Here is an 18,169-nt window from a genome sequence, read left to right as displayed (position 1 = left end):
CGGTACCCGGTTCTGTTTATTTCCGCCCCGATTCAGGGCATAGCCGGGCCATGACCTCGCCGCAGCGCCTGCCGACCTCGCTGACACCGCTCGACAGGGCGCTCGATGCCCTGCTGAACGGCGTGGAACCGGTCGCGCCGGTGGAATTAATGCTTGGGGAAGCGCTGGGTTGCGTCGCTGCCGGGATGCCGCCGCTTCCCGCCTATCCGCCGCGCAACATTGCCGCTGCAGACGGCTACGCTTTTTGCGCCCGCGATCTCGTCGGCGCATCCTCCTATTCGCCGTTGCCGTTATCGGCGCCGCCGGTTTGGGTCGAGGCCGGCGGGGCCATGCCGGAGGGGTACGACTGCGTGCTCGATTCCGATTCCGTCGACTTGTCCGGCCCGATGCCGCAGGTGCTGGCGGAGGCAATCCCGGGGCAGGGCGTGCGCCGGGCCGGCGGCGATATCGCAGCCGGCAGCGTCGTCGCGGCGGCCGGGCGGCGCGTGCTGCCGCGCGATCTCCTGATGGCGCGCGCGGCAGGATTGGCGCGGTTGAATGTCCGCCGTCCGAGGCTGCGCATCGTCAATGTCCCCGGCGGCAGCGTGACGGCGGATCTGATCGCGGAAAGCGCGCGGGCCGCGGGCGCCGACGCCGTGTCGTCGACCGCCGCGGGCCGCGATGCCGGATCGATTGCGGCGGCACTCGATGACGGCGCGTGCGACCTGCTCCTGATCGTCGGCGGCTCCGGCGTCGGCCGCACCGATGCGACGGTGACCGCATTGGCCGCGCGCGGCAAAACTCTCGGCCATGGCATTGCCTTGCAGCCCGGCCGCACCTCGGCTGTCGGACGCGTCGGCAACACACCGGTTGTCGTGCTGCCGGGCGCGCCGGATCAGGCCCTTGCGGCATGGTGGACGCTGGCGCTTCCCGCGGTCGATCGCCTCTCGGGCCGGACCCAGCGCAAAACGGTCAATTTGCCGCTGGCGCGCAAGATTGCATCCAGCGTCGGCATCGCCGAGATCGTGTTGCTGGAGCGGAAGCAGGATATGTGGACCACGCTGGCGGTGGGCGAATTGTCGCTCGACGCGATTGCGCGTGCCGAAGCCTGGCTGGTGGTGCCCGGCGGCTCGGAAGGGTTTGCGGCGGGCAGCCCGGTCGATGCCTATATGTTGCGGGACTGATATATGAGTTCGGGAATGACCAATACGCCTTCGCCCAGAGATCGCGACAATAGCGAGCAGGATCAGTTCCTGACGATCCTGTCGCGCGAGGATGCGCTGGCGCGTTTCGAAGCCGCCTTGTTCCCGCGCGCGATCGCAAGCGAGAAGCGCCCGCTCGCCGACGCACTCGGTTGCGCGCTCGCCGAAGACGTCACCGCGCCGATCGACGTGCCGCCTTTCGACCGCTCCAACGTCGACGGCTTTGCGGTCCGCTCCGCCGATCTTGCTACTGCCGGCGAGGCGTCGCCGGTCCGCGTGATGCTGAACGACGAGGTGATCGCCTGCGGTACCGCGCCGACGCGGCCGGTATTGTCGGGAACGGCCACATCAATCGCGACCGGCGGTCCGGTGCCGCGCGGAGCGGATGCCGTCGTCATGGTCGAGCACACGCAGCCGGCGGGACATCGCGCGATCGAAATCCGCCGCGCCGCTTCCCCCGGGCAATTCGTGTCCTATGCCGGTTCCGACATCGCCCGCGGCGAGGCGCTGCTGCGCGCCGGCACCGTCATCGGCTCGCGCGAGATCGGCATGCTGGCGGCCTGCGGCATCGCGCAGGTCACGGTCGCGCGCCGGCCGCGCATTGCGGTGATCTCTACCGGCGACGAACTGGCGCAGCCCGGTCAGCCGCTGCCTCCTGCCGCAATCTATGACACCAATGGTGCGATCGTCGCAGCGGCGGTGAACGAAAATGGCGGCGAAGCGGTGTTTCTCGGCGCCGTTGCCGATGACGAGGAACAGCTCGAAGCCGTAATGCGCAAGGCGCTGGAGACCAGCGACATGCTGGTGCTGTCGGGCGGTACGTCGAAGGGCGCGGGCGACGTCTCCCATCGCATCATCGGCCGGCTCGGCAAACCCGGCATCATCGCCCATGGCGTGGCGCTGAAGCCCGGCAAGCCGCTGTGCCTTGCGGTATGCAACGGCAAACCCGTGATCATCCTGCCGGGATTTCCGACCTCGGCGATGTTCACCTTTCACGACATGATCGTGCCGGTGCTGCGGCGGATGGCCGGCCTGCCGCCGCGTTCGGACGCCAAGGTCAATGCACGGGTGCCGGTGCGGATCGCCTCCGAGCTCGGCCGCACCGAATTCGTCATGGTGTCGCTGGTGGAAGGATCAGACGGCCTGATCGCGTACCCCACCGGCAAGGGCTCCGGCGCCATCACATCATTCGCGCAGGCCGACGGTTTTCTGAAGATCGATGCGCTCGCCGATCAGATGCCGGCGGGCAGTGAGGCCGAGGTGACGCTGTTCACGCCGCATGTACGGGTGCCGGATCTCGTCATCGTCGGCAGCCACTGCACCGGGCTCGATCTCGTCACCGCGCCGCTGGCGCATGCCGGGCTCGTCGTGCGCTCGATCGCCGTCGGCAGCCTCGGCGGGCTCTCGGCCGCCAAGCGCGGCGAATGCGACTTTGCGCCGATTCATTTGTTCGACGAGAAGACCGAGACCTACAACACGCCCTATCTGAGCGACGGGCTCGAACTGGTGCCGGGATGGCGTCGCATGCAGGGCATCGTCTTCCGCAAGGGCGACCGGCGTTTCGAGGGGCTGTCGGCCGAAGACGCAGTGCGCGCGGCGCTCGCCGACCCCGCCTGCATCATGGTCAATCGCAACCAGGGTGCAGGCACGCGCATCCTGGTCGACCGGCTGCTCGGCGGCGCGCGGCCGGACGGCTACTGGAATCAGCCGCGTTCGCACAATGCGGTGGCGGCCGCGGTCGCACAGCACCGCGCCGACTGGGGCATGACCATTGCGCCGGTCGCGCATGCGTCAAACCTGGGTTTCATTCCCTTTGCCGAAGAGCATTATGACTTCGCGCTGGTGACAGCGCGCAAGCAGCGGCCGGCGGTGCAGGCTTTTCTCGATGCGCTGGCGTCGGACGAGGGCCGCGCAGCGCTGGAGCAGGCCGGGTTTCGGCCAGCCTGACGCGGCGGGCAAAGTGTGAGAAGCCGTCAACAGAAGCGGCTCGGGCAGGGACGGGAATGGCAAGACCATTGTCGATTGCGATCATCGGCGCCGGCATGGGTGGGCTCGCGACCGCTGCGGCGCTGCGGCGGGTGGGCATCGACGTCACCGTCTACGAGCAGGCCACGCAATTCGCGCGGTTAGGGGCCGGCATCCAGATCGGCTGCAACGCCATGAAGGTGCTGCGCGGGCTGGGGCTGGAGGTAAGGCTGCGCGCGCAATCGTTCTACCCGCGCTCCTGGAACAACCGCGACTGGCGCACCGGTGAAATCAAGTTCGACATGATCTTCGGCGAGAGCGCCGAACAGAAGTTCGGCGCGCCCTATCTGCTGGCGCATCGCGGTGATCTGCACGCGGCGCTCGCCAGCGCCGTTCCAGATGAATGCGTCAGGCTCAATCACAAACTGGTCGGGCTGGAGGAAAGCGGCGAGGGTGTCCGGCTCACCTTTGCCAGCGGCGCGACTGCAATGGCTGACGCCGTGATCGGCGCCGACGGCGTTCACTCGGTCGTGCGAGATATCCTGTTCGGCGTCTCGCCGGTGAATTTCACCGGGCGGATCGCCTATCGCACCACCTATCCCGCCGCGCTGCTCGGTGGTGAAAAGATCGACGACTGCACCAAATGGTGGGGCGAGGACCGCCACATCGTCATCTATTACGTCAAGCCGGACCGCAGCGAGATCTACCTCGTCACCAGCCAGCCGGAGCCGGATTTCCGCATCGAGTCATGGTCGGCGAAGGGCGACGTCAGGGAATTGCGCAAGGCGTTCGCGGGCTTCGACCGTCAGGTCGAGCAGGTGCTGGCCGCGTGCCCCGACGTGCACAAATGGGCGATCGTCGACCGCAATTCGCTGGAGCGATGGGGGAATCGCAACGTGACGCTGCTTGGAGATGCCTGCCACCCGATGACGCCCTACATGGCGCAGGGCGCGGCGATGGCGATCGAGGACGCGGCGGTATTGTCCCGCTGCCTTGACGGCGTCGAACGTGACGGTGTTGCGAACGCGTTTCGCCGTTTCGAGGCGACGCGCAAGGAGCGGACAGAGCGGATCCAGCAGACTTCGCGCGCCAATACCTGGCTCAGCGGGAAAACCGATGCTGACTGGGTCTATGGCTACGACGCCTGGACTGTGCCGCTGGCGGCGTAGAGGGCGGTATGCGCGCGCTGATGAAGTCTGGTCTCGCGTGTCCCGGACGCGGTGCAGCGTTCTTCACGCTGCTCCGCAGAGCCGGGACCCATTCTTAGCTGCGGAGTATGGGCCCCGGATCAGCAGCGCATCACTTCGTGCTGCGCAGCATCCGGGGCACGATCACCCGCCATCCAGCGCCGCCAGCCGTTCCGCTTCGGCGATGTCGTCCATGGTGTTGGCGTTGAAGAACGGATCGAGCGGTGTGATCGGCCATGTCACAGTGGCGAGCCGGAAGCGCGCGGTCCAGCGGTCGATCTTCCTGACGTCTTCGACGACAAGCGCGTGGCGCAGTTGTTCGCGCAAGCCGACGCTCCAAAGCCCGATCACCGGATGCGACTGCCCGTCGGAGGTGGCAACGGCCAGTTCGGCCTTCTCTGCTTCCAGCGCGCCGTACAGCCGCGACACCAGATCGCGCGGCAGGAACGGACAGTCGGCGGCGGCACTGAGAACGAGTTTTACATCTGGCCGATTGGCCGCAGCCCAGTCGAGCGCCGCGAGGATACCAGCGAGCGGGCCTGGAAAATCCGCGACGCCGTCGGGGATGACGGGCAGCCCGAACGCGGCAAAGCGCGCAGGATCGCCGTTGGCGTTAAGGATCAAGCCGTCACATTGCAGCGCAAGGCGCGCGATCACGCGGTCGAGAATGGTGCGGCCGGCGATGGTGCGCATCGGCTTGTCGCCTCCGCCCATTCTGCGCGCGAGGCCGCCGGCGAGCAGCACGCCCGGAATCTTAGTCATCGCGTTCTTCACCCTTGCGCTTGTGCCGAGCGGATTCTTCCGCGACATAGTCGAGGTCCTGGTCGAACACGATCCGCTCCTGTCCCGATAGCGCGATGAAACGTTTTCCCCTTGTGCGCCCGACCAGCGTCAGCCCGACCTGACGCGCCAGTTCGACACCCCATGCGGTGAAGCCCGAGCGCGAGACCAGAATGGGAATTCCCATCCGCACCGTCTTGATCACCATCTCCGAGGTGAGGCGGCCGGTGGTGTAGAGGATCTTGTCGCCGGGATCGACGCCGTGGCGATAAATCCAGCCGGCGATCTTGTCGACGGCGTTGTGGCGGCCGACATCCTCGGTGTAGCACACCGGCGTGCCTTCCTTGCACAGCACGCAGCCATGGATCGCCCCGGCTTCCAGATAGAGCGAGGGCATGGTGTTGATCGTACGCGTCATCTCGTAGAGCCACGACGTGCGCAACTCCGCCTTCGGCAGCGCGACGCTTTCGACCGCTTCAAGCAGATCACCGAACGCCGTGCCCTGCGCGCAGCCGGAAGTCTGCGTGCGCTTCTTCAGTTTGGCCTCAAAATTGGTGTGGTGCTCGGTGCGCACCACGACCACCTGAAGGTCGTCGTGATATTCGACCTCGGTGACGACGTCGTCGTATTTCAGCATGTTCTGGTTCAGGAGATAGCCGAGCGCCAGATATTCCGGATAGTCGCCGATCGTCATCATGGTGACGATCTCCTGGGCGTTCAGATACAGCGTCAGCGGCCGTTCCACCGGCACCCGGATTTCGACGGCCGCGCCGGTCTGGTCGGTCCCGGCGACCCGCTCGGTCAGCCGCGGATCCTCCGGATTCGGCACGATCAGGGGGGCGGGGGCTTTTTCCATCTTCATCATAGGGCGCAGGTTAGCATGACTTTGTCTCTGGGCTGATATAAGGACCGGAGTTAACAAGTCACGGTCTACCCGTCATGGCCGGGCTTGCCCCGGCCATCCACGTCTTTCTTTCGGCGACAGCCTCAAGGCGTGGATGCCCGGGACAAGCCCGGGCGATGCTAACGCTGCCGCCGCCGGAGAACATAATGAAAGTGATAGGCCTCGCGGGATGGAGCGGCGCCGGCAAGACGACCTTGCTGACGCGGGTGATCCCGCAATTGCAAAAACAGGGCCTGCGCGTCTCCGTCATCAAGCACGCCCATCATGCCTTCGATGTCGACGTGCCCGGCAAGGATTCCTGGAAACATCGTGAGGCCGGCGCGGCCGAGGTGCTGGTGTCTTCCGGCCGGCGCTGGGCCCTGATGCACGAGCTGCGCGGAGCGCATGAGCCGCGGTTGCCGGAACTGCTGGCAAAGATGTCGCAGGTCGATCTCGTCGTCGTCGAGGGTTTCAAGCGCGAGCCGCACCGCAAGATCGAGGTCTATCGCGCCGCGAATGAAAAACCGCTGCTGTTCCCCGACGATCCCGGCATCGTCGGCATTGCGACCGACACTAAGGTTGAAACTACGCTTCCCACTGCCCATCTCGACGATATCGAGGCCGTGGCGGCCATGATGCTGCGGTCGGCGTTACCGATCGAAGACGTGCTGGCGAAATGTGAAGCTGAGGGCTGATCAGGTAGATGGCGCAATTGTCCGACGATTGCTTTGCCTTCGGCGGGCCGATGATGTCGGTCGATGAGGCCGTGCGGCTCATCGCCGAACGCGTGACGCCGGTGCTCGATGTCGAGACGGTCACGCTCGCCCGCGCCGACGGCCGCATTCTCGCGAAGGAAATCCTGGCGCCGCTGCCGCTGCCGCCCTTCACCAATTCCGCGGTCGATGGTTATGCGGTGTCGAGCCGCGACCTGCCGCAAAAGCAGGAGCAGGCATTTGCGGTGACGGGTCGCGTTCAGGCCGGCAGTTCGGCACAGCCGCTCAGGCCGGGACGGGCGATGCGCATCTTCACGGGTGCGCCAATGCCCGATGGCGCCGACACCGTGTTCATGCAGGAAGACGTCCGCGTTGAGGGCGATAGCGTTATTCTTCCCGCGGGCCTGAAGCCCGGCGCCAACGTGCGCCCCGCTGGCGAGGATATCCCTGCGGACTTTGCTGCGCTGCAGGCGGGCCAGCGGCTGCGGCCGCAGGATGTCGCGCTTGTCGCGGCGTTTGGCCTGACGCAGCTAGACGTCGTCAGGCGGATTCGCGTCGCGGTGTTCTCCACCGGCAACGAACTGGCTTCGCCGGGTGAAGTGCGCGCCGCAGCGCAATTGTTCGATTCCAACCGCTTCATGCTGATGGCGATGCTGCGCCGGCTCGGCTGCGAGGTCAGCGATCTCGGCATCCTCAGGGATGATCGCGCCGCGCTTGCGCGCGCCCTGCAGGAGGTCGCCGGAACGCACGACCTCATTCTCACCACCGGTGGCGTTTCGACCGGCGAAGAGGATCACGTCAAGGCGAGCGTCGAAAGCGTCGGCCGGCTGGTGCTGTGGCGGATGGCGATCAAGCCGGGACGGCCCGTCGCGATGGGGATCATCGGCGGCACCCCGTTCATCGGATTGCCGGGCAATCCGGTGGCGAGTTTTGTCACCTTCGTTCACGTGGTACGCCCCACGATCCTGGCGCTTTCCGGTGCGCAGCCGGAGAAGCTGCTGCCGATGCCGGTTCGCGCCGCCTTCAGTTACAAGAAGAAGATTTCGCGCCGCGAATATGTCCGCGTCACCCTGCGCAAGGCCGCGGATGGCGCGCTCGAAGCGGTAAAATTTCCGCGCGAAGGCGCAGGGCTTCTGTCCTCGCTGGCGGACACCCACGGCCTGGTCGAGCTTGATGAAGACGTCACGCAGGTCGCGCCCGGCCAGGCGGTCGGATTCCTGTCCTATGCGAGCCTTATCAATTGATGTCCGTTGACGATGCGGGCTCCCTTCGCCATGGTCGGCGCATGATGACGACAAAACTCGATCTTGCCGGGCTGAAATGTCCGTTGCCGGCGTTGAAGACGCGCAAGGCGCTGAAGACGTTGCCGCCCGGCGACAGGCTGGAAGTGCTGTGTACCGATCCGCTCTCGGTGATCGATATTCCGAACCTCATTCGCGAGACCGGCGACAAGGTCGAAATCACCGAGCGCAGCCAGGGCCGTATTGTTTTTTTGATAGAAAAAACAAGCGGTTCCGTGGAAGGCACAAGTGCCTGAGCGGCCTCGGCGGGCGCAACTCGCGCGCGTCAATTAGACGACTTCATCAAATCGCATGATTGCCGGGTGCGATGATCGGCCCTACAAATTCCGGCATGAATTTCCCGACATCGAAGACGAGCGCAGCGGCATCTCCCGCGACGGTTAACGAGCCGGCGGCAAAACTCGGCAAGCCGGCCGGCGGCCCCGAGTTCAGCGCGCTGGCACAGGCCTCGATCCTGATCGTCGACGACGAGCCCGGAATGCGCAATTTCCTCGTGCGCACGCTGGGGCCGCGCTGCAAGCATGTGGAAGAGGCCGCCGACACCGACGAAGCCTCACGCAAGCTCGACAAGAGCAGGTTCGACGTCGTCATCCTCGATAACATCATGCCGGGAAAGAACGGCGTCGACTGGCTGGCGGAGCAGCGTGCCGTCGGCTTCTTTGCCGATGCGATCCTGATTACGGCTTTCGCCGACCTCGACACCGCGATCCAGGCGCTTCGCGCCGGCGCGGTCGATTTCGTGCTGAAACCGTTCCGCTCGAACCAGATATTGAACGCGGTGGCGCGCTGTCTCGACCGCGTTCGGCTGCAGCGCGAGAATTACGTTCTGCGCTATGCGCTGCGTGCTTCATCCGATCGCACGTTCCTGCGCGACAATCTGATCGGGGCGTCGCCGGCGACCCGCAGCGTGCGGGAAACCATTGCCCGCGTCGCCCGCCTGCCGACCTCGATCCTGCTGACCGGCGAATCCGGCACCGGCAAGGAAGTCGCCGCGCGCTCGATTCATTCGCTGTCCGACCGCGCCGACAAGCCGTTCGTGCCGGTGAACTGCGCAGCGATTCCGCCCGAGATGATCGAGGCCGAGCTGTTCGGCCACATCAAGGGAGCCTTCACCGGCGCAGACAATGGCCGCGAAGGCCTGTTCCTCTACGCGCATGGCGGCACGCTGTTCCTCGATGAAATCGGTGAGCTGCCGCTGCCAATGCAGAGCAAGCTGCTGCGCGTTCTGGAGGACCGCCGCGTCCGTCCCGTCGGCTCCGAGCGTGAAGTGCCGGTCGACCTTCGCTTCATCTTTGCGACCAATGCCGACCTGCAAAAGGAAGTGGAGAAGGGGCGCTTTCGGGCCGACCTCTACTACCGCCTGAATGTCATGCAGATTCATCTGCCGCTGTTGAAGGATCGCGGCGACGACGTGCAGGAGCTCGCCACCATCTTCATGAGCAAGCTCTCGGCGCAACTCGGCATGCCGCCGGTTCCGATCGACGGCTCGGTCCGCGCCGCGTTGGCGAGTTACGACTGGCCGGGCAATGTGCGCGAGCTGCGCAATTTGATCGAACGCACCTTGATCCTCGGCGCGTTCCCGGACGATTTCGCCGGGCCGCGAAGCGATGGCCAGCCGGCCGCCGCCGACAGCCTGGCCTATCTGGAGCGCCGGCACATTCTTTCCGTCCTGAAAGAGACCGGCGGCAACCGCGAGGAAGCCGCGCGCAGGCTTGGAATCTCGCGCAAGACCATCGACCGCAAATTCGCGCTATGGAATGTCTGAGCGGGCAGGCAGCATGAACGAGCCGGCGCGCGGGCGCTCCGTTCGTTTCCGGCTTCTGGCGATCGCGCTGCTGCCCATGCTGGTCATCTTGCCGCTTTTGCTCGGGGTTGCCATCTATCGCTGGAATGCGAGGTTCGACGCCACCCTGATTTCGAAGGTGAATGGCGATCTCACCATCGCGCACCAATATCTGGCCCGCATTCTGGAAAAAACCGGCGTTCAGATCCGCGCGCTCAGCCTCTCCGCCCGCTTCCGTGATGTCGAGGAGCACGATCCGCTGTCCGCCGTGGCCGACCTGCTCGAAACCTCCCGCAAGGAGGTCGGTCTCGACTTTCTCTACCTGATGGATGCGAGCGGAAAGATCCTCGCCTCGTCACCCGCGTTTCCGGGCCGGCCCAAGGGCGACTGGCCGATCATCACCTCGGCGTTGTCGGGGGAGGCCCCGTCAGCCGGCATCGACATCTTCACCAATGACGAGCTTGCGGCGATTTCGCCTGTTCTTGCCGAACGTGCGCGTCTCGACCTCGTGCCGACGCCGAACGCCGTACCGACCGATCGCAGCGCGGAAACGCATGGCATGGTCGTGCATGCGGCGAGCCGGGCGACGACATCAGGGGGAGCGCCGGCTGCGTTGGTCGGCGGCATTGTGCTGAACCAGAATCTCGAATTCATCGATACGATCAACGACCTCGTCTATCGCGAGGCCAGCCTGCCCGAGGGGAGCCAGGGAACGGCGACGCTGTTCCTGGACGATGTGCGGATCTCGACCAATGTCCGCCTGTTCGAGGGACGGCGCGCGCTGGGTACGCGGGTGTCGGCGGCGGTCCGCTCTGCGGTGATGGGCGAGGGGCGCACCTGGTTGGACAGCGCCTTCGTCGTCAACGACTGGTACATCTCGGCCTACGAGCCGCTCGTCGACACCTATGGCAAGCGTGTCGGCATGCTCTATGTCGGCTTTCTGCAAAAGCCCTTCAGCGACGCCAAGTATGAGACGCTGCTGATCGTCGCGCTGGCATTCATCGTGATCACGGCGGCAACTGTGCCGATCTTCCTGCGCTGGGCGCAGTCGATATTCATGCCGCTCGAACGGGTCGCGGCGACGATCGGCGAAGTGGAGAGCGGCAACCTTTCCGCCCGCACCAAGCTGCCGGCGTCGGCCGACGAGATCGGCCGCGTCGCGGTTCACCTCGATACCCTGCTCGACCAGATTCAGGAACGCGACCGGCAGTTGCGGGAGTGGAACGAGGAATTGAATGTCCGCGTACGCGAGCGAACGCGAGATCTCGAGCACGCCAATCTGAAGCTGGAAGCGACCACCAAGCAGCTCATCGTGTCCGAAAAGCTCGCCGCAATCGGCGAGATCACCGCCGGCGTCGCCCACGAGATCAACAACCCGATCGCCGTGATGCAGGGCAATCTCGACGTCATCCGCAGCGTGGTCGGCCCTGAGGTCGAAAAGGCAAAGGTCGAGTTCCGCCTGGTCGACGAACAGATCCATCGCATCAGCCAGATCGTGACCAAGCTGCTGCAGTTTGCCCGGCCGGAAGAGTATGCCGGCTATGTCGAGCGTCATGCGCCCGGAAGCGTCGTGGCGGACTGCCTGCCGTTGGTACAGCATCTCCTGAACAAGACGGAAATCAGGGTTGCGCGCGAAGACCGGGCGAGCCGCCTGGTCCTGATGAACCGCACCGAACTGCAGCAGGTCGTGATCAACCTGATCGTCAACGCGATCCACGCCATGCCGGACGGCGGTACGCTTGCGCTGCGGTCATTCGACGCCGAGCGAGACGGCAATCCTGGTATCGTCATCGAAGTGGCCGACAGCGGCGTTGGCATGCCTGCGGACATGGTGGAGAAAGTGTTCGATCCCTTCTTCACGACGAAGCGCCGTGAGGGTACCGGCCTTGGTCTTTCCATAAGTCAGACATTGATCAAGCGCCAGCGTGGCCAGATTACGGTAGAAAGCGAGGTCGGCCGTGGAAGCACATTCCGCGTGTGGCTTCCGGAAGCCGACTGATCCCCGACGGATTGGACATTTTGTCCGGGACGCTCCGGACATTTTGTCTCGGATTGCAGTGCGGTCACTCACAAGTCATTGATTTCTTGCATCGTGCGATTTGGCACATGGATTGCTCACTCTTTTTCAACAAGTTGAAAGGAAGGGGAGCGACGACCAGCGGTGCACAGTCGAGTTGAGCTGTCGGCCGCTTCGCATGCCGGCAAAATCTCACCTCAATTGGTCGGCATGGCTGCGAGCATAATCAAAATATCAGGGTGGATTCTCGAATGCGCGTGGCGATCCCCGCGCGTTCCGGAACTGCATGGAACAGCGGATGGGGCTGTTCCACTGCATGAAGACGACGGGATCAAAGACGGCAAGACGCCCAGTTCAAGCTTGGGCTGCAGGGGAAAATAGCGATGACGACAATCAGTAGCGCCGGGAGCATCCCCGGTGCAGGAACGGGATTCCTTGACAAAGAGCGGACGATTGCGACCGCCGGCTTCAACCGCTGGCTGGTGCCGCCGGCGGCGCTTTGCATCCATTTATGCATAGGCATGGCCTATGGCTTCAGCGTGTTCTGGCTGCCGCTGTCGCGCGCGCTCGGGTTGAGCGCGCCGAAGGCCTGCCCCGACATGACGCTGGTGCAGGAATTGTTCACCACCACCTGCGACTGGAAAGTCGCCAGCATGGGCTGGATGTACACGCTGTTTTTCGTGCTGCTCGGTGTTTCCGCCGCGATCTGGGGCGGCTGGCTGGAGCGCGTCGGGCCGCGCAAGGCGGGCTTCGTGTCAGCGCTGTGCTGGTGCGGCGGTCTCGTGCTCGGTGCGATCGGCATCATCACCCACCAATTGTGGCTGTTGTGGCTCGGAAGCGGCGTGATCGGCGGCATCGGCCTCGGTCTCGGTTACATATCGCCGGTGTCGACGCTGTTGAAATGGTTTCCGGACCGGCGCGGCATGGCGACTGGCATGGCCATCATGGGCTTCGGCGGCGGCGCCATGATCGGCGCGCCGCTGGCGAATCTCCTGATGAATTATTTCAAGTCGCCGACTTCGGTGGGCGCCTGGGAAACCTTCATCGCGATGGGCGTCATCTACTTCGTGTTCATGATGATCGGCGCCTTCCGTTATCGCATTCCGCCGGCGGGCTGGCGGCCCGAGGGCTGGACGCCGCCGGCCAAAGCCGATGCGATGATCTCGCAGAACCACGTTCATCTGAAGGATGCGCACAAGACGCCGCAGTTCTGGCTGATCTGGTGGGTGCTCTGCCTGAACGTTTCCGCGGGCATCGGCGTGATCGGCATGGCTTCGCCGATGCTGCAGGAAATCTTCGCCGGCAAGCTGATCGGATTGCCCGACGTCGGCTTCAACCAGCTTGACGCGACGCAGAAGGCGACCATCGCCGGCATCGCAGCCGGCTTCGCCGGTTTGCTCTCGCTGTTCAACATCGGCGGCCGGTTCTTCTGGGCGTCGCTGTCGGACAAGATGGGCCGCAAGAACACCTATTATACGTTCTTCATCCTTGGCATCGCGCTCTATGCGCTGGCGCCGACATTTGCGGCGATGGGCTCGAAGCTTTTGTTCGTGCTCGGCTTCGGCATCATCCTGTCGATGTATGGCGGCGGCTTCGCGACCGTGCCGGCCTACCTCGCCGATATGTTCGGAACGCAGTTCGTCGGCGCCATCCATGGCCGTCTGCTGACAGCGTGGGCGACGGCGGGCATCATTGGTCCCGTGGTGGTGAACTACATCCGCGAGTTCCAGCTTGCGGCCGGCGTTCCGCGCGACCAGCTCTACAACACCACGATGTATATCCTGTGCGCGATGCTGATCGCGGGCCTGATCTGCAACTACCTGATCAAGCCGGTCGACAAAAAATGGCACATGAGCGATGCCGAGGTCGCCGAGTCGCAGGCGGCAACGGCGAGCGCGGGGGCATCTGGTCCGTCGGGCTCCTACGGCATCGGCTTCGGCGGGCTCGACGCCAAGGCCGCGCTGTTCTGGGCCTTCGTCGGCATTCCGCTGGCCTGGGGCGTGTGGAAGACGCTGGAAAGCGCGGTCAAGATCCTCTGATCGTTCAGCGCGTCGCGGGTCGGACAGGCCGTCCCGCGACGCACTTTTTATCCGTCGGGCTTGCGATGATACCGCACGAACCGATCCTGCTATGATTTGTAGGCAACCAGAACGGCGCCGGCCGCAATCAGCGTTACCCCAAGCCAGTTGGGTGCCGACAGGCGTTCCCCCAGGAACAGCACTCCGAAGACAGCAACCAGCACGACGCTCATCTTGTCTATCGGAGCGACGCGCGCAGCATCGCCCAATTTCAGCGCACGAAAATAACAGACCCAGGAGTCACCCGTTGCGAGACCGGAGAGAACCAGAAACGCGTAGCTTCGCACCGAGACGGTGCTGAGCGACTGCCATTGGCCGGTGCTGGCGAGGATTGCGCCAAGCGCGAACAGGATCACAATGGTTCTGATGAACGTGGCGAAATCAGAATTCACGTTTTCGACGCCGACTTTTGCGAAGATGGCAGTAAGTGCTGCAAAACAGGCGGACAGAGCGGCCCAGACCTGCCAGGAGACAAGTGCAGATTTCATTGATGGTCCTCGCGTTGTTTAGCCTTGGCCGGGTCCTTGACGAAAAGATGTTGCGCCATTGCGCCGCCTTTACTAACCTCTCCTTGGATGGGGATGGGGTCCCCCGACAACTGCCGTGAGGCTGATGACTCCTGCCAGGCGCTTTGCGTCGGTAGGAGCATGTCTGAACTCCTGCACCGTAAGCAACTGGTTTGGCGACTTGCGTTGCTCGAAAGAGCGGCAGCATGAAGCATTCTTATGACACGCTGCGAGGTCTTTCCGGCCACGCGCGCGAGCTAATCGTTTGTGCTCTGCGGGCCCAAAGGCGTGGCCTCGGAATTGCCAGGGCGCATATGATTGTGGGAGGTATCAATCTGGAGTGATACGCATGCCTGTTCAGTTCGAGCCGAAGCGGCCTGGATGTCCCCGCCGATGGTGAGCGCATTGATTTCGGTTGTCCTGGGCAGTGCGCTGGGAGGTATGGCACGCTACTTCCTATCCGGAGTCGTGGCCAGACGTGTCGGCGAGACGTTCCCTTGGGGCACGCTCGTGGTCAACATCAGCGGGGCTTTCCTGATAGGTGTGTTTGCGGCTTTGGCCCGGGACAACGCGTCGCTGCTCGCCTCGCCGGATCCGTGGCTGTTTGCCGTGACCGGATTTCTGGGCTGTTACACAACGGTGTCGTCGTTCAGCTTGCAGACGCTGGCGCTGGCGAGAGACGGAGAGGGCGGCCGCGCCATCGGCTACGTCGCGATTTCCGTAGGGCTCTCACTCGGCGCCGTTGCGGTGGGCTTTGCCCTGGTCGATCTGTTGAAATGAAGCGGAAACAGAAAACAATGACCGATGCCACGGCGACCAGCAACTGGACCAGCGCGATTCTGTACGGATACATCGCGACCGGGAGCGTAGTAGGCGGCGTTGCACGCTATCTTCTCTCGATCATCATTCAGTCCGGCCCGGGATTTCCCTGGGCTACTCTTTTCGTCAATGTCACCGGCTCGTTCATTATCGGATTTTACAGCACGCTGAGCGGTCCTGACGGACGATTGTTTGCAAGCACCAGGCAGCGACAGTTCGTCATGACCGGGTTTTGTGGGGGCTATACGACGTTCTCAACCTTCAGCCTGGAAACGTTCAAGCTACTGCAAGCCGGCATGGTGCAGCCCGCGTTCACAAATATCTCGGTGTCAATCGTGACCTGGCTCGTGGCCGTGTGGCTGGGGTATGCGTTGGCAAGCCGCCTCAACCGTTTGAAAGGGAGTTAACAATGCAAATCCCCAAACAAGCGTTACTGCTCCGTATTTTCATTGGCGAAGACGACAAATTCGGCGGATCGCCGCTGTACGAGGCGATCGTTCTGAAGGCGCGCGAGTTGCACCTGGCCGGCGCGACCGTTCTGCGCGGTCCGATGGGTTTCGGCGCATCCAGCCGGCTTCACACGACGAAGATATTGCGTCTTTCAGAAGACCTGCCCCTGGTGATCGAGATTGTCGACAGCGAGGACAAGATCAATGGCTTCTTGCCGACGCTGGATAACATGATGGCGAGCGGCAGTGGCCTGATAACTCTGGAAAAGGTGCAGGTTCTTCAATATGGAGCGAGGGCTGCGACCTGATCGCTTGCAGTCAGGTTCCGGTTGGAACCATTTGGGGTTGTCATCGGTTGCCGTTGGAGTAGGATTGCCCACCGATCACGGGGATGGAGTCCCCCAAAACCGCCATTGTGGCTGATGACTCCTGCAACGCGTTTGCGTGAGCAGGAGAATGCCATGTGCGATCATCGCTTGCCGGTCCTTTTCTGGGCCCCGCTCAGCAGGAAAATACGGACGAAGTCCCTCCCGATCCGGAGGGTCGTAGCATGACAAGCGTCTGGGCCCTGGCGGCTTTATGGCTTGGCCTCGCGTTGATCGCGAGCCTGTTGTCGATCTGGTTTCGGGTATCGACGGCCCTTTCAGAGATCGTGGTCGGCACGATCGCACAACTCATCATCGGCGCAGTCATCGGCCAGGCCGTGCTCGGCACCGACGAATCGTGGATCAAGTTCCTGTCGGGAATTGGCGCAATCGTGCTGACGTTTCTTGCAGGCGCGGAGCTCGATCCCGCCGTGTTCAAGCTGAAGTGGAAGGAGGCCGCGGCCGTCGGTCTCGCGAGCTTCCTGTTTCCGTTTCTGGGGTGCGCCGCAGCTGCATATTACGTGCTCGGCTGGGAGCCGATGCCGAGCTGGCTCGCGGGCGTGGCTATGTCGACGACCTCGGTGGCGGTCGTTTACGCGGTGATGCTCGAATTCGGCTTCAACAGAACCGAGTATGGAAAGACGGTTCTCGCCGCATGTTTCGTCACCGACCTCGGGACTGTCGTGGCGCTCGGACTCATCTTTGCGCCGTTCACCTTCAAGACCCTGGTGTTTCTTGTCGTCGGCGCAGTCGTGTTTTTCATTCTGCCCTGGCTGACGCCGCGCTTTTTCAAGTTGTATGGAAACCGCCCCTCTGAACTCGAAACCAAATTCCTGCTGTTGTGTCTGTTGGGAATGGGAGCGCTTGCAAGCTGGGCCGACAGTGAAGCGGTGCTTCCGGCCTATCTCATAGGCATGGTGCTTGCGGGAACGGTCGGAAAGGATCACGCGCTCATCCGACGCCTGCGTACCCTGACGTTCGGATTACTGACGCCGTTCTATTTCATTCGCGCCGGCTCGTTCGTTTCGATACCGGCGCTGGTGGCTGCGCCCGCGGCATTCCTGTTCTTTCTGGCGGTCAAGATCGGAACGAAAGTCGTCGGTGTGTATCCGGTAACCAAGCTGTTCTCTGCTCCGAACAAGGAAGCGATGTATACGACCCTCCTGATGTCCACCGGACTGACGTTCGGAACCATTTCCGCGTTGTTCGGCCTTTCGCACGGGATTATCGACCAAGCCCAATATTCTTCGCTGGTTGCGACGGTGATCGCGAGCGCCGTTATTCCGACCGTAATCGCCAATGCGCTGTATCTGCCGCGGCATCTATTGCCCACGACGCGTTTGCAGGAGGTATCCATGGAAACTTCGGAGCGCCCCGGTGCTCTTGCTGCATCGGAGCAAGCCGAATAGCCGGAGACTTGCGATGTTCAAGATCATCCTGCACGCCAATGATGGATCGAAGCCCGCGTTCAAGGCGCTGGATTTGGCAATCGCGGTGGCCCGGCAGAACGCGGCGACGCTTCATCTGGTTTGCGTGGAAGAGATTCCGCCGATGCCGGAGTACATAGAGGAAATACGGGAAGCCAAGGGAATTGCCGCGCGCCGCTTCCATCCGATCGTCGAACGGGCCCGCCTTCAGGCTGAACAGAGCAGGGTCAAGATGCAGGTCCACGTCATCAGCGGTCATCCCGTTCGCATGATTGTGGACCTCGTGGACGAAATTCGCGCCGATCTGCTCGTCATTGGTGCGACCGGGCATTCGGCGTTATACGAGCGCATGGTCGGCAGCCGCGCCGACCGCATCGTTCAGCTCGCGGCCTGTCCGGTGCTGGTCGTCAAGTGAGCGGATCGAACGGGATGAAGATGAAAGAGGACTTTCCATCATTCCTATTCCTTATCGGTCAATCGAAATCGTCAATCGATCTGCATTCGCAATCGCAGCATGAGACGGCTTTATTGATCTCCGGACCAAATTCGCGTTCTGATCCAGCGATCAGGCAAAGCGCACCAAACGCAGTTGCTCCGGGCGCTGACAGGATCGAAAGCTCGCGGCCTGTGTTGCCTTAAATATCTGATAAAACTCTTGGCATCTGGCATGCCACGCACTAGAGTTGGCCGGCAGACTGCCAGGAACGAGACCATT

The 18,169-nt window shown here is 63.2% G+C and carries 17 protein-coding genes and 2 riboswitches; of the genes, 14 read left to right on the top strand and 3 right to left on the bottom strand.

The genetic code is table 11. From position 1 onward, the window contains the following. The first annotated feature begins 50 nt into the window (after positions 1 to 50). The 3 genes from V1293_RS16200 to V1293_RS16190 are packed head-to-tail and all read left to right on the top strand — an operon-like array spanning position 51 to position 4,315. Entirely contained in the window at positions 51 to 1,163 is a 1,113-nt protein-coding gene (locus V1293_RS16200) for a molybdopterin-binding protein (RefSeq protein WP_334510902.1), read from the top strand. 3 nt (positions 1,164 to 1,166) lie between these two features. Beyond that, on the top strand, positions 1,167 to 3,128 hold the full coding sequence (locus tag V1293_RS16195; RefSeq protein ID WP_442894248.1) for a molybdopterin biosynthesis protein: 1,962 nt from the start codon (positions 1,167 to 1,169) through the stop codon (positions 3,126 to 3,128). A gap of 56 nt (positions 3,129 to 3,184) precedes the next feature. Further along, positions 3,185 to 4,315: an FAD-dependent monooxygenase gene (locus tag V1293_RS16190; protein ID WP_334510900.1), complete on the top strand. Its 1,131-nt coding sequence runs from the start codon at positions 3,185 to 3,187 to the stop codon at positions 4,313 to 4,315. Positions 4,316 to 4,477: 162 nt separating this feature from the next. Here the strand turns inward: V1293_RS16190 and mobA are convergent, their stop codons facing one another. After that, positions 4,478 to 5,095: a molybdenum cofactor guanylyltransferase MobA gene (gene mobA, locus V1293_RS16185; protein WP_334510899.1), complete on the bottom strand. Its 618-nt coding sequence runs from the start codon at positions 5,093 to 5,095 to the stop codon at positions 4,478 to 4,480. Further along, positions 5,088 to 5,978, bottom strand: a complete 891-nt coding sequence (locus V1293_RS16180; RefSeq protein WP_334510898.1) for a formate dehydrogenase accessory sulfurtransferase FdhD — start codon at positions 5,976 to 5,978, stop codon at positions 5,088 to 5,090. Before V1293_RS16180 ends, mobA begins: the two co-directional genes overlap by 8 nt. A gap of 185 nt (positions 5,979 to 6,163) precedes the next feature. Here V1293_RS16180 and mobB point away from each other — a divergent pair, with 185 nt between their 5' ends. The 6 genes from mobB (at position 6,164) to V1293_RS16150 (ending at position 13,849) form a co-directional block, all read left to right on the top strand. Next, complete coding sequence (gene mobB, locus V1293_RS16175; RefSeq protein WP_334510897.1) at positions 6,164 to 6,691, top strand: molybdopterin-guanine dinucleotide biosynthesis protein B; 528 nt, start codon at positions 6,164 to 6,166, stop codon at positions 6,689 to 6,691. An 8-nt stretch (positions 6,692 to 6,699) separates the two neighbouring features. Continuing rightward, complete coding sequence (locus V1293_RS16170) at positions 6,700 to 7,953, top strand: molybdopterin molybdotransferase MoeA (RefSeq protein WP_334510896.1); 1,254 nt, start codon at positions 6,700 to 6,702, stop codon at positions 7,951 to 7,953. A 41-nt stretch (positions 7,954 to 7,994) separates the two neighbouring features. Next, complete coding sequence (locus V1293_RS16165) at positions 7,995 to 8,246, top strand: sulfurtransferase TusA family protein (RefSeq protein ID WP_334516740.1); 252 nt, start codon at positions 7,995 to 7,997, stop codon at positions 8,244 to 8,246. 95 nt (positions 8,247 to 8,341) lie between these two features. Next, positions 8,342 to 9,775, top strand: a complete 1,434-nt coding sequence (locus V1293_RS16160; RefSeq protein WP_334516738.1) for a sigma-54-dependent transcriptional regulator — start codon at positions 8,342 to 8,344, stop codon at positions 9,773 to 9,775. Positions 9,776 to 9,788: 13 nt separating this feature from the next. After that, entirely contained in the window at positions 9,789 to 11,792 is a 2,004-nt protein-coding gene (locus tag V1293_RS16155) for a sensor histidine kinase (protein ID WP_334510895.1), read from the top strand. A 401-nt stretch (positions 11,793 to 12,193) separates the two neighbouring features. After that, a complete protein-coding gene (locus V1293_RS16150; protein WP_334510894.1) occupies positions 12,194 to 13,849 on the top strand; it encodes an OFA family MFS transporter in 1,656 nt (551 codons plus the stop codon). 89 nt (positions 13,850 to 13,938) lie between these two features. On the opposite strand, the gene V1293_RS16145 is transcribed toward V1293_RS16150, so the two are convergent. Then, positions 13,939 to 14,376, bottom strand: coding sequence for an EamA family transporter (locus V1293_RS16145; protein WP_334510893.1), 438 nt, complete (start codon positions 14,374 to 14,376; stop codon positions 13,939 to 13,941). A gap of 80 nt (positions 14,377 to 14,456) precedes the next feature. Beyond that, a riboswitch (Fluoride riboswitch) is annotated at positions 14,457 to 14,517 on the top strand. 258 nt (positions 14,518 to 14,775) lie between these two features. Here V1293_RS16145 and crcB (V1293_RS16140) point away from each other — a divergent pair. The 5 genes from crcB (V1293_RS16140) (at position 14,776) to V1293_RS16120 (ending at position 17,869) form a co-directional block, all read left to right on the top strand. After that, a complete protein-coding gene (crcB, locus tag V1293_RS16140; protein WP_334510892.1) occupies positions 14,776 to 15,174 on the top strand; it encodes a fluoride efflux transporter CrcB in 399 nt (132 codons plus the stop codon). A gap of 17 nt (positions 15,175 to 15,191) precedes the next feature. Further along, a complete protein-coding gene (crcB, locus tag V1293_RS16135) occupies positions 15,192 to 15,620 on the top strand; it encodes a fluoride efflux transporter CrcB (protein WP_334510891.1) in 429 nt (142 codons plus the stop codon). 2 nt (positions 15,621 to 15,622) lie between these two features. Next, a complete protein-coding gene (locus V1293_RS16130) occupies positions 15,623 to 15,970 on the top strand; it encodes a DUF190 domain-containing protein (RefSeq protein WP_334510890.1) in 348 nt (115 codons plus the stop codon). A gap of 70 nt (positions 15,971 to 16,040) precedes the next feature. Beyond that, positions 16,041 to 16,101: riboswitch (Fluoride riboswitch) on the top strand. 111 nt (positions 16,102 to 16,212) lie between these two features. After that, a complete protein-coding gene (locus V1293_RS16125; RefSeq protein WP_334510889.1) occupies positions 16,213 to 17,436 on the top strand; it encodes a cation:proton antiporter in 1,224 nt (407 codons plus the stop codon). Between the two features lie 13 nt (positions 17,437 to 17,449). Continuing rightward, the gene (locus tag V1293_RS16120) at positions 17,450 to 17,869 is read left to right on the top strand and encodes a universal stress protein (RefSeq protein ID WP_334510888.1); all 420 of its coding nucleotides are present in this window, start codon (positions 17,450 to 17,452) and stop codon (positions 17,867 to 17,869) included. Positions 17,870 to 18,169 lie beyond the last annotated feature (300 nt).

The organism is Bradyrhizobium sp. AZCC 1693, from assembly GCF_036924745.1.
Classification (GTDB): domain Bacteria; phylum Pseudomonadota; class Alphaproteobacteria; order Rhizobiales; family Xanthobacteraceae; genus Bradyrhizobium.
Note: the sequence above shows the minus strand (reverse complement) of the source record. Positions and strands in the feature narration are given on the sequence as shown.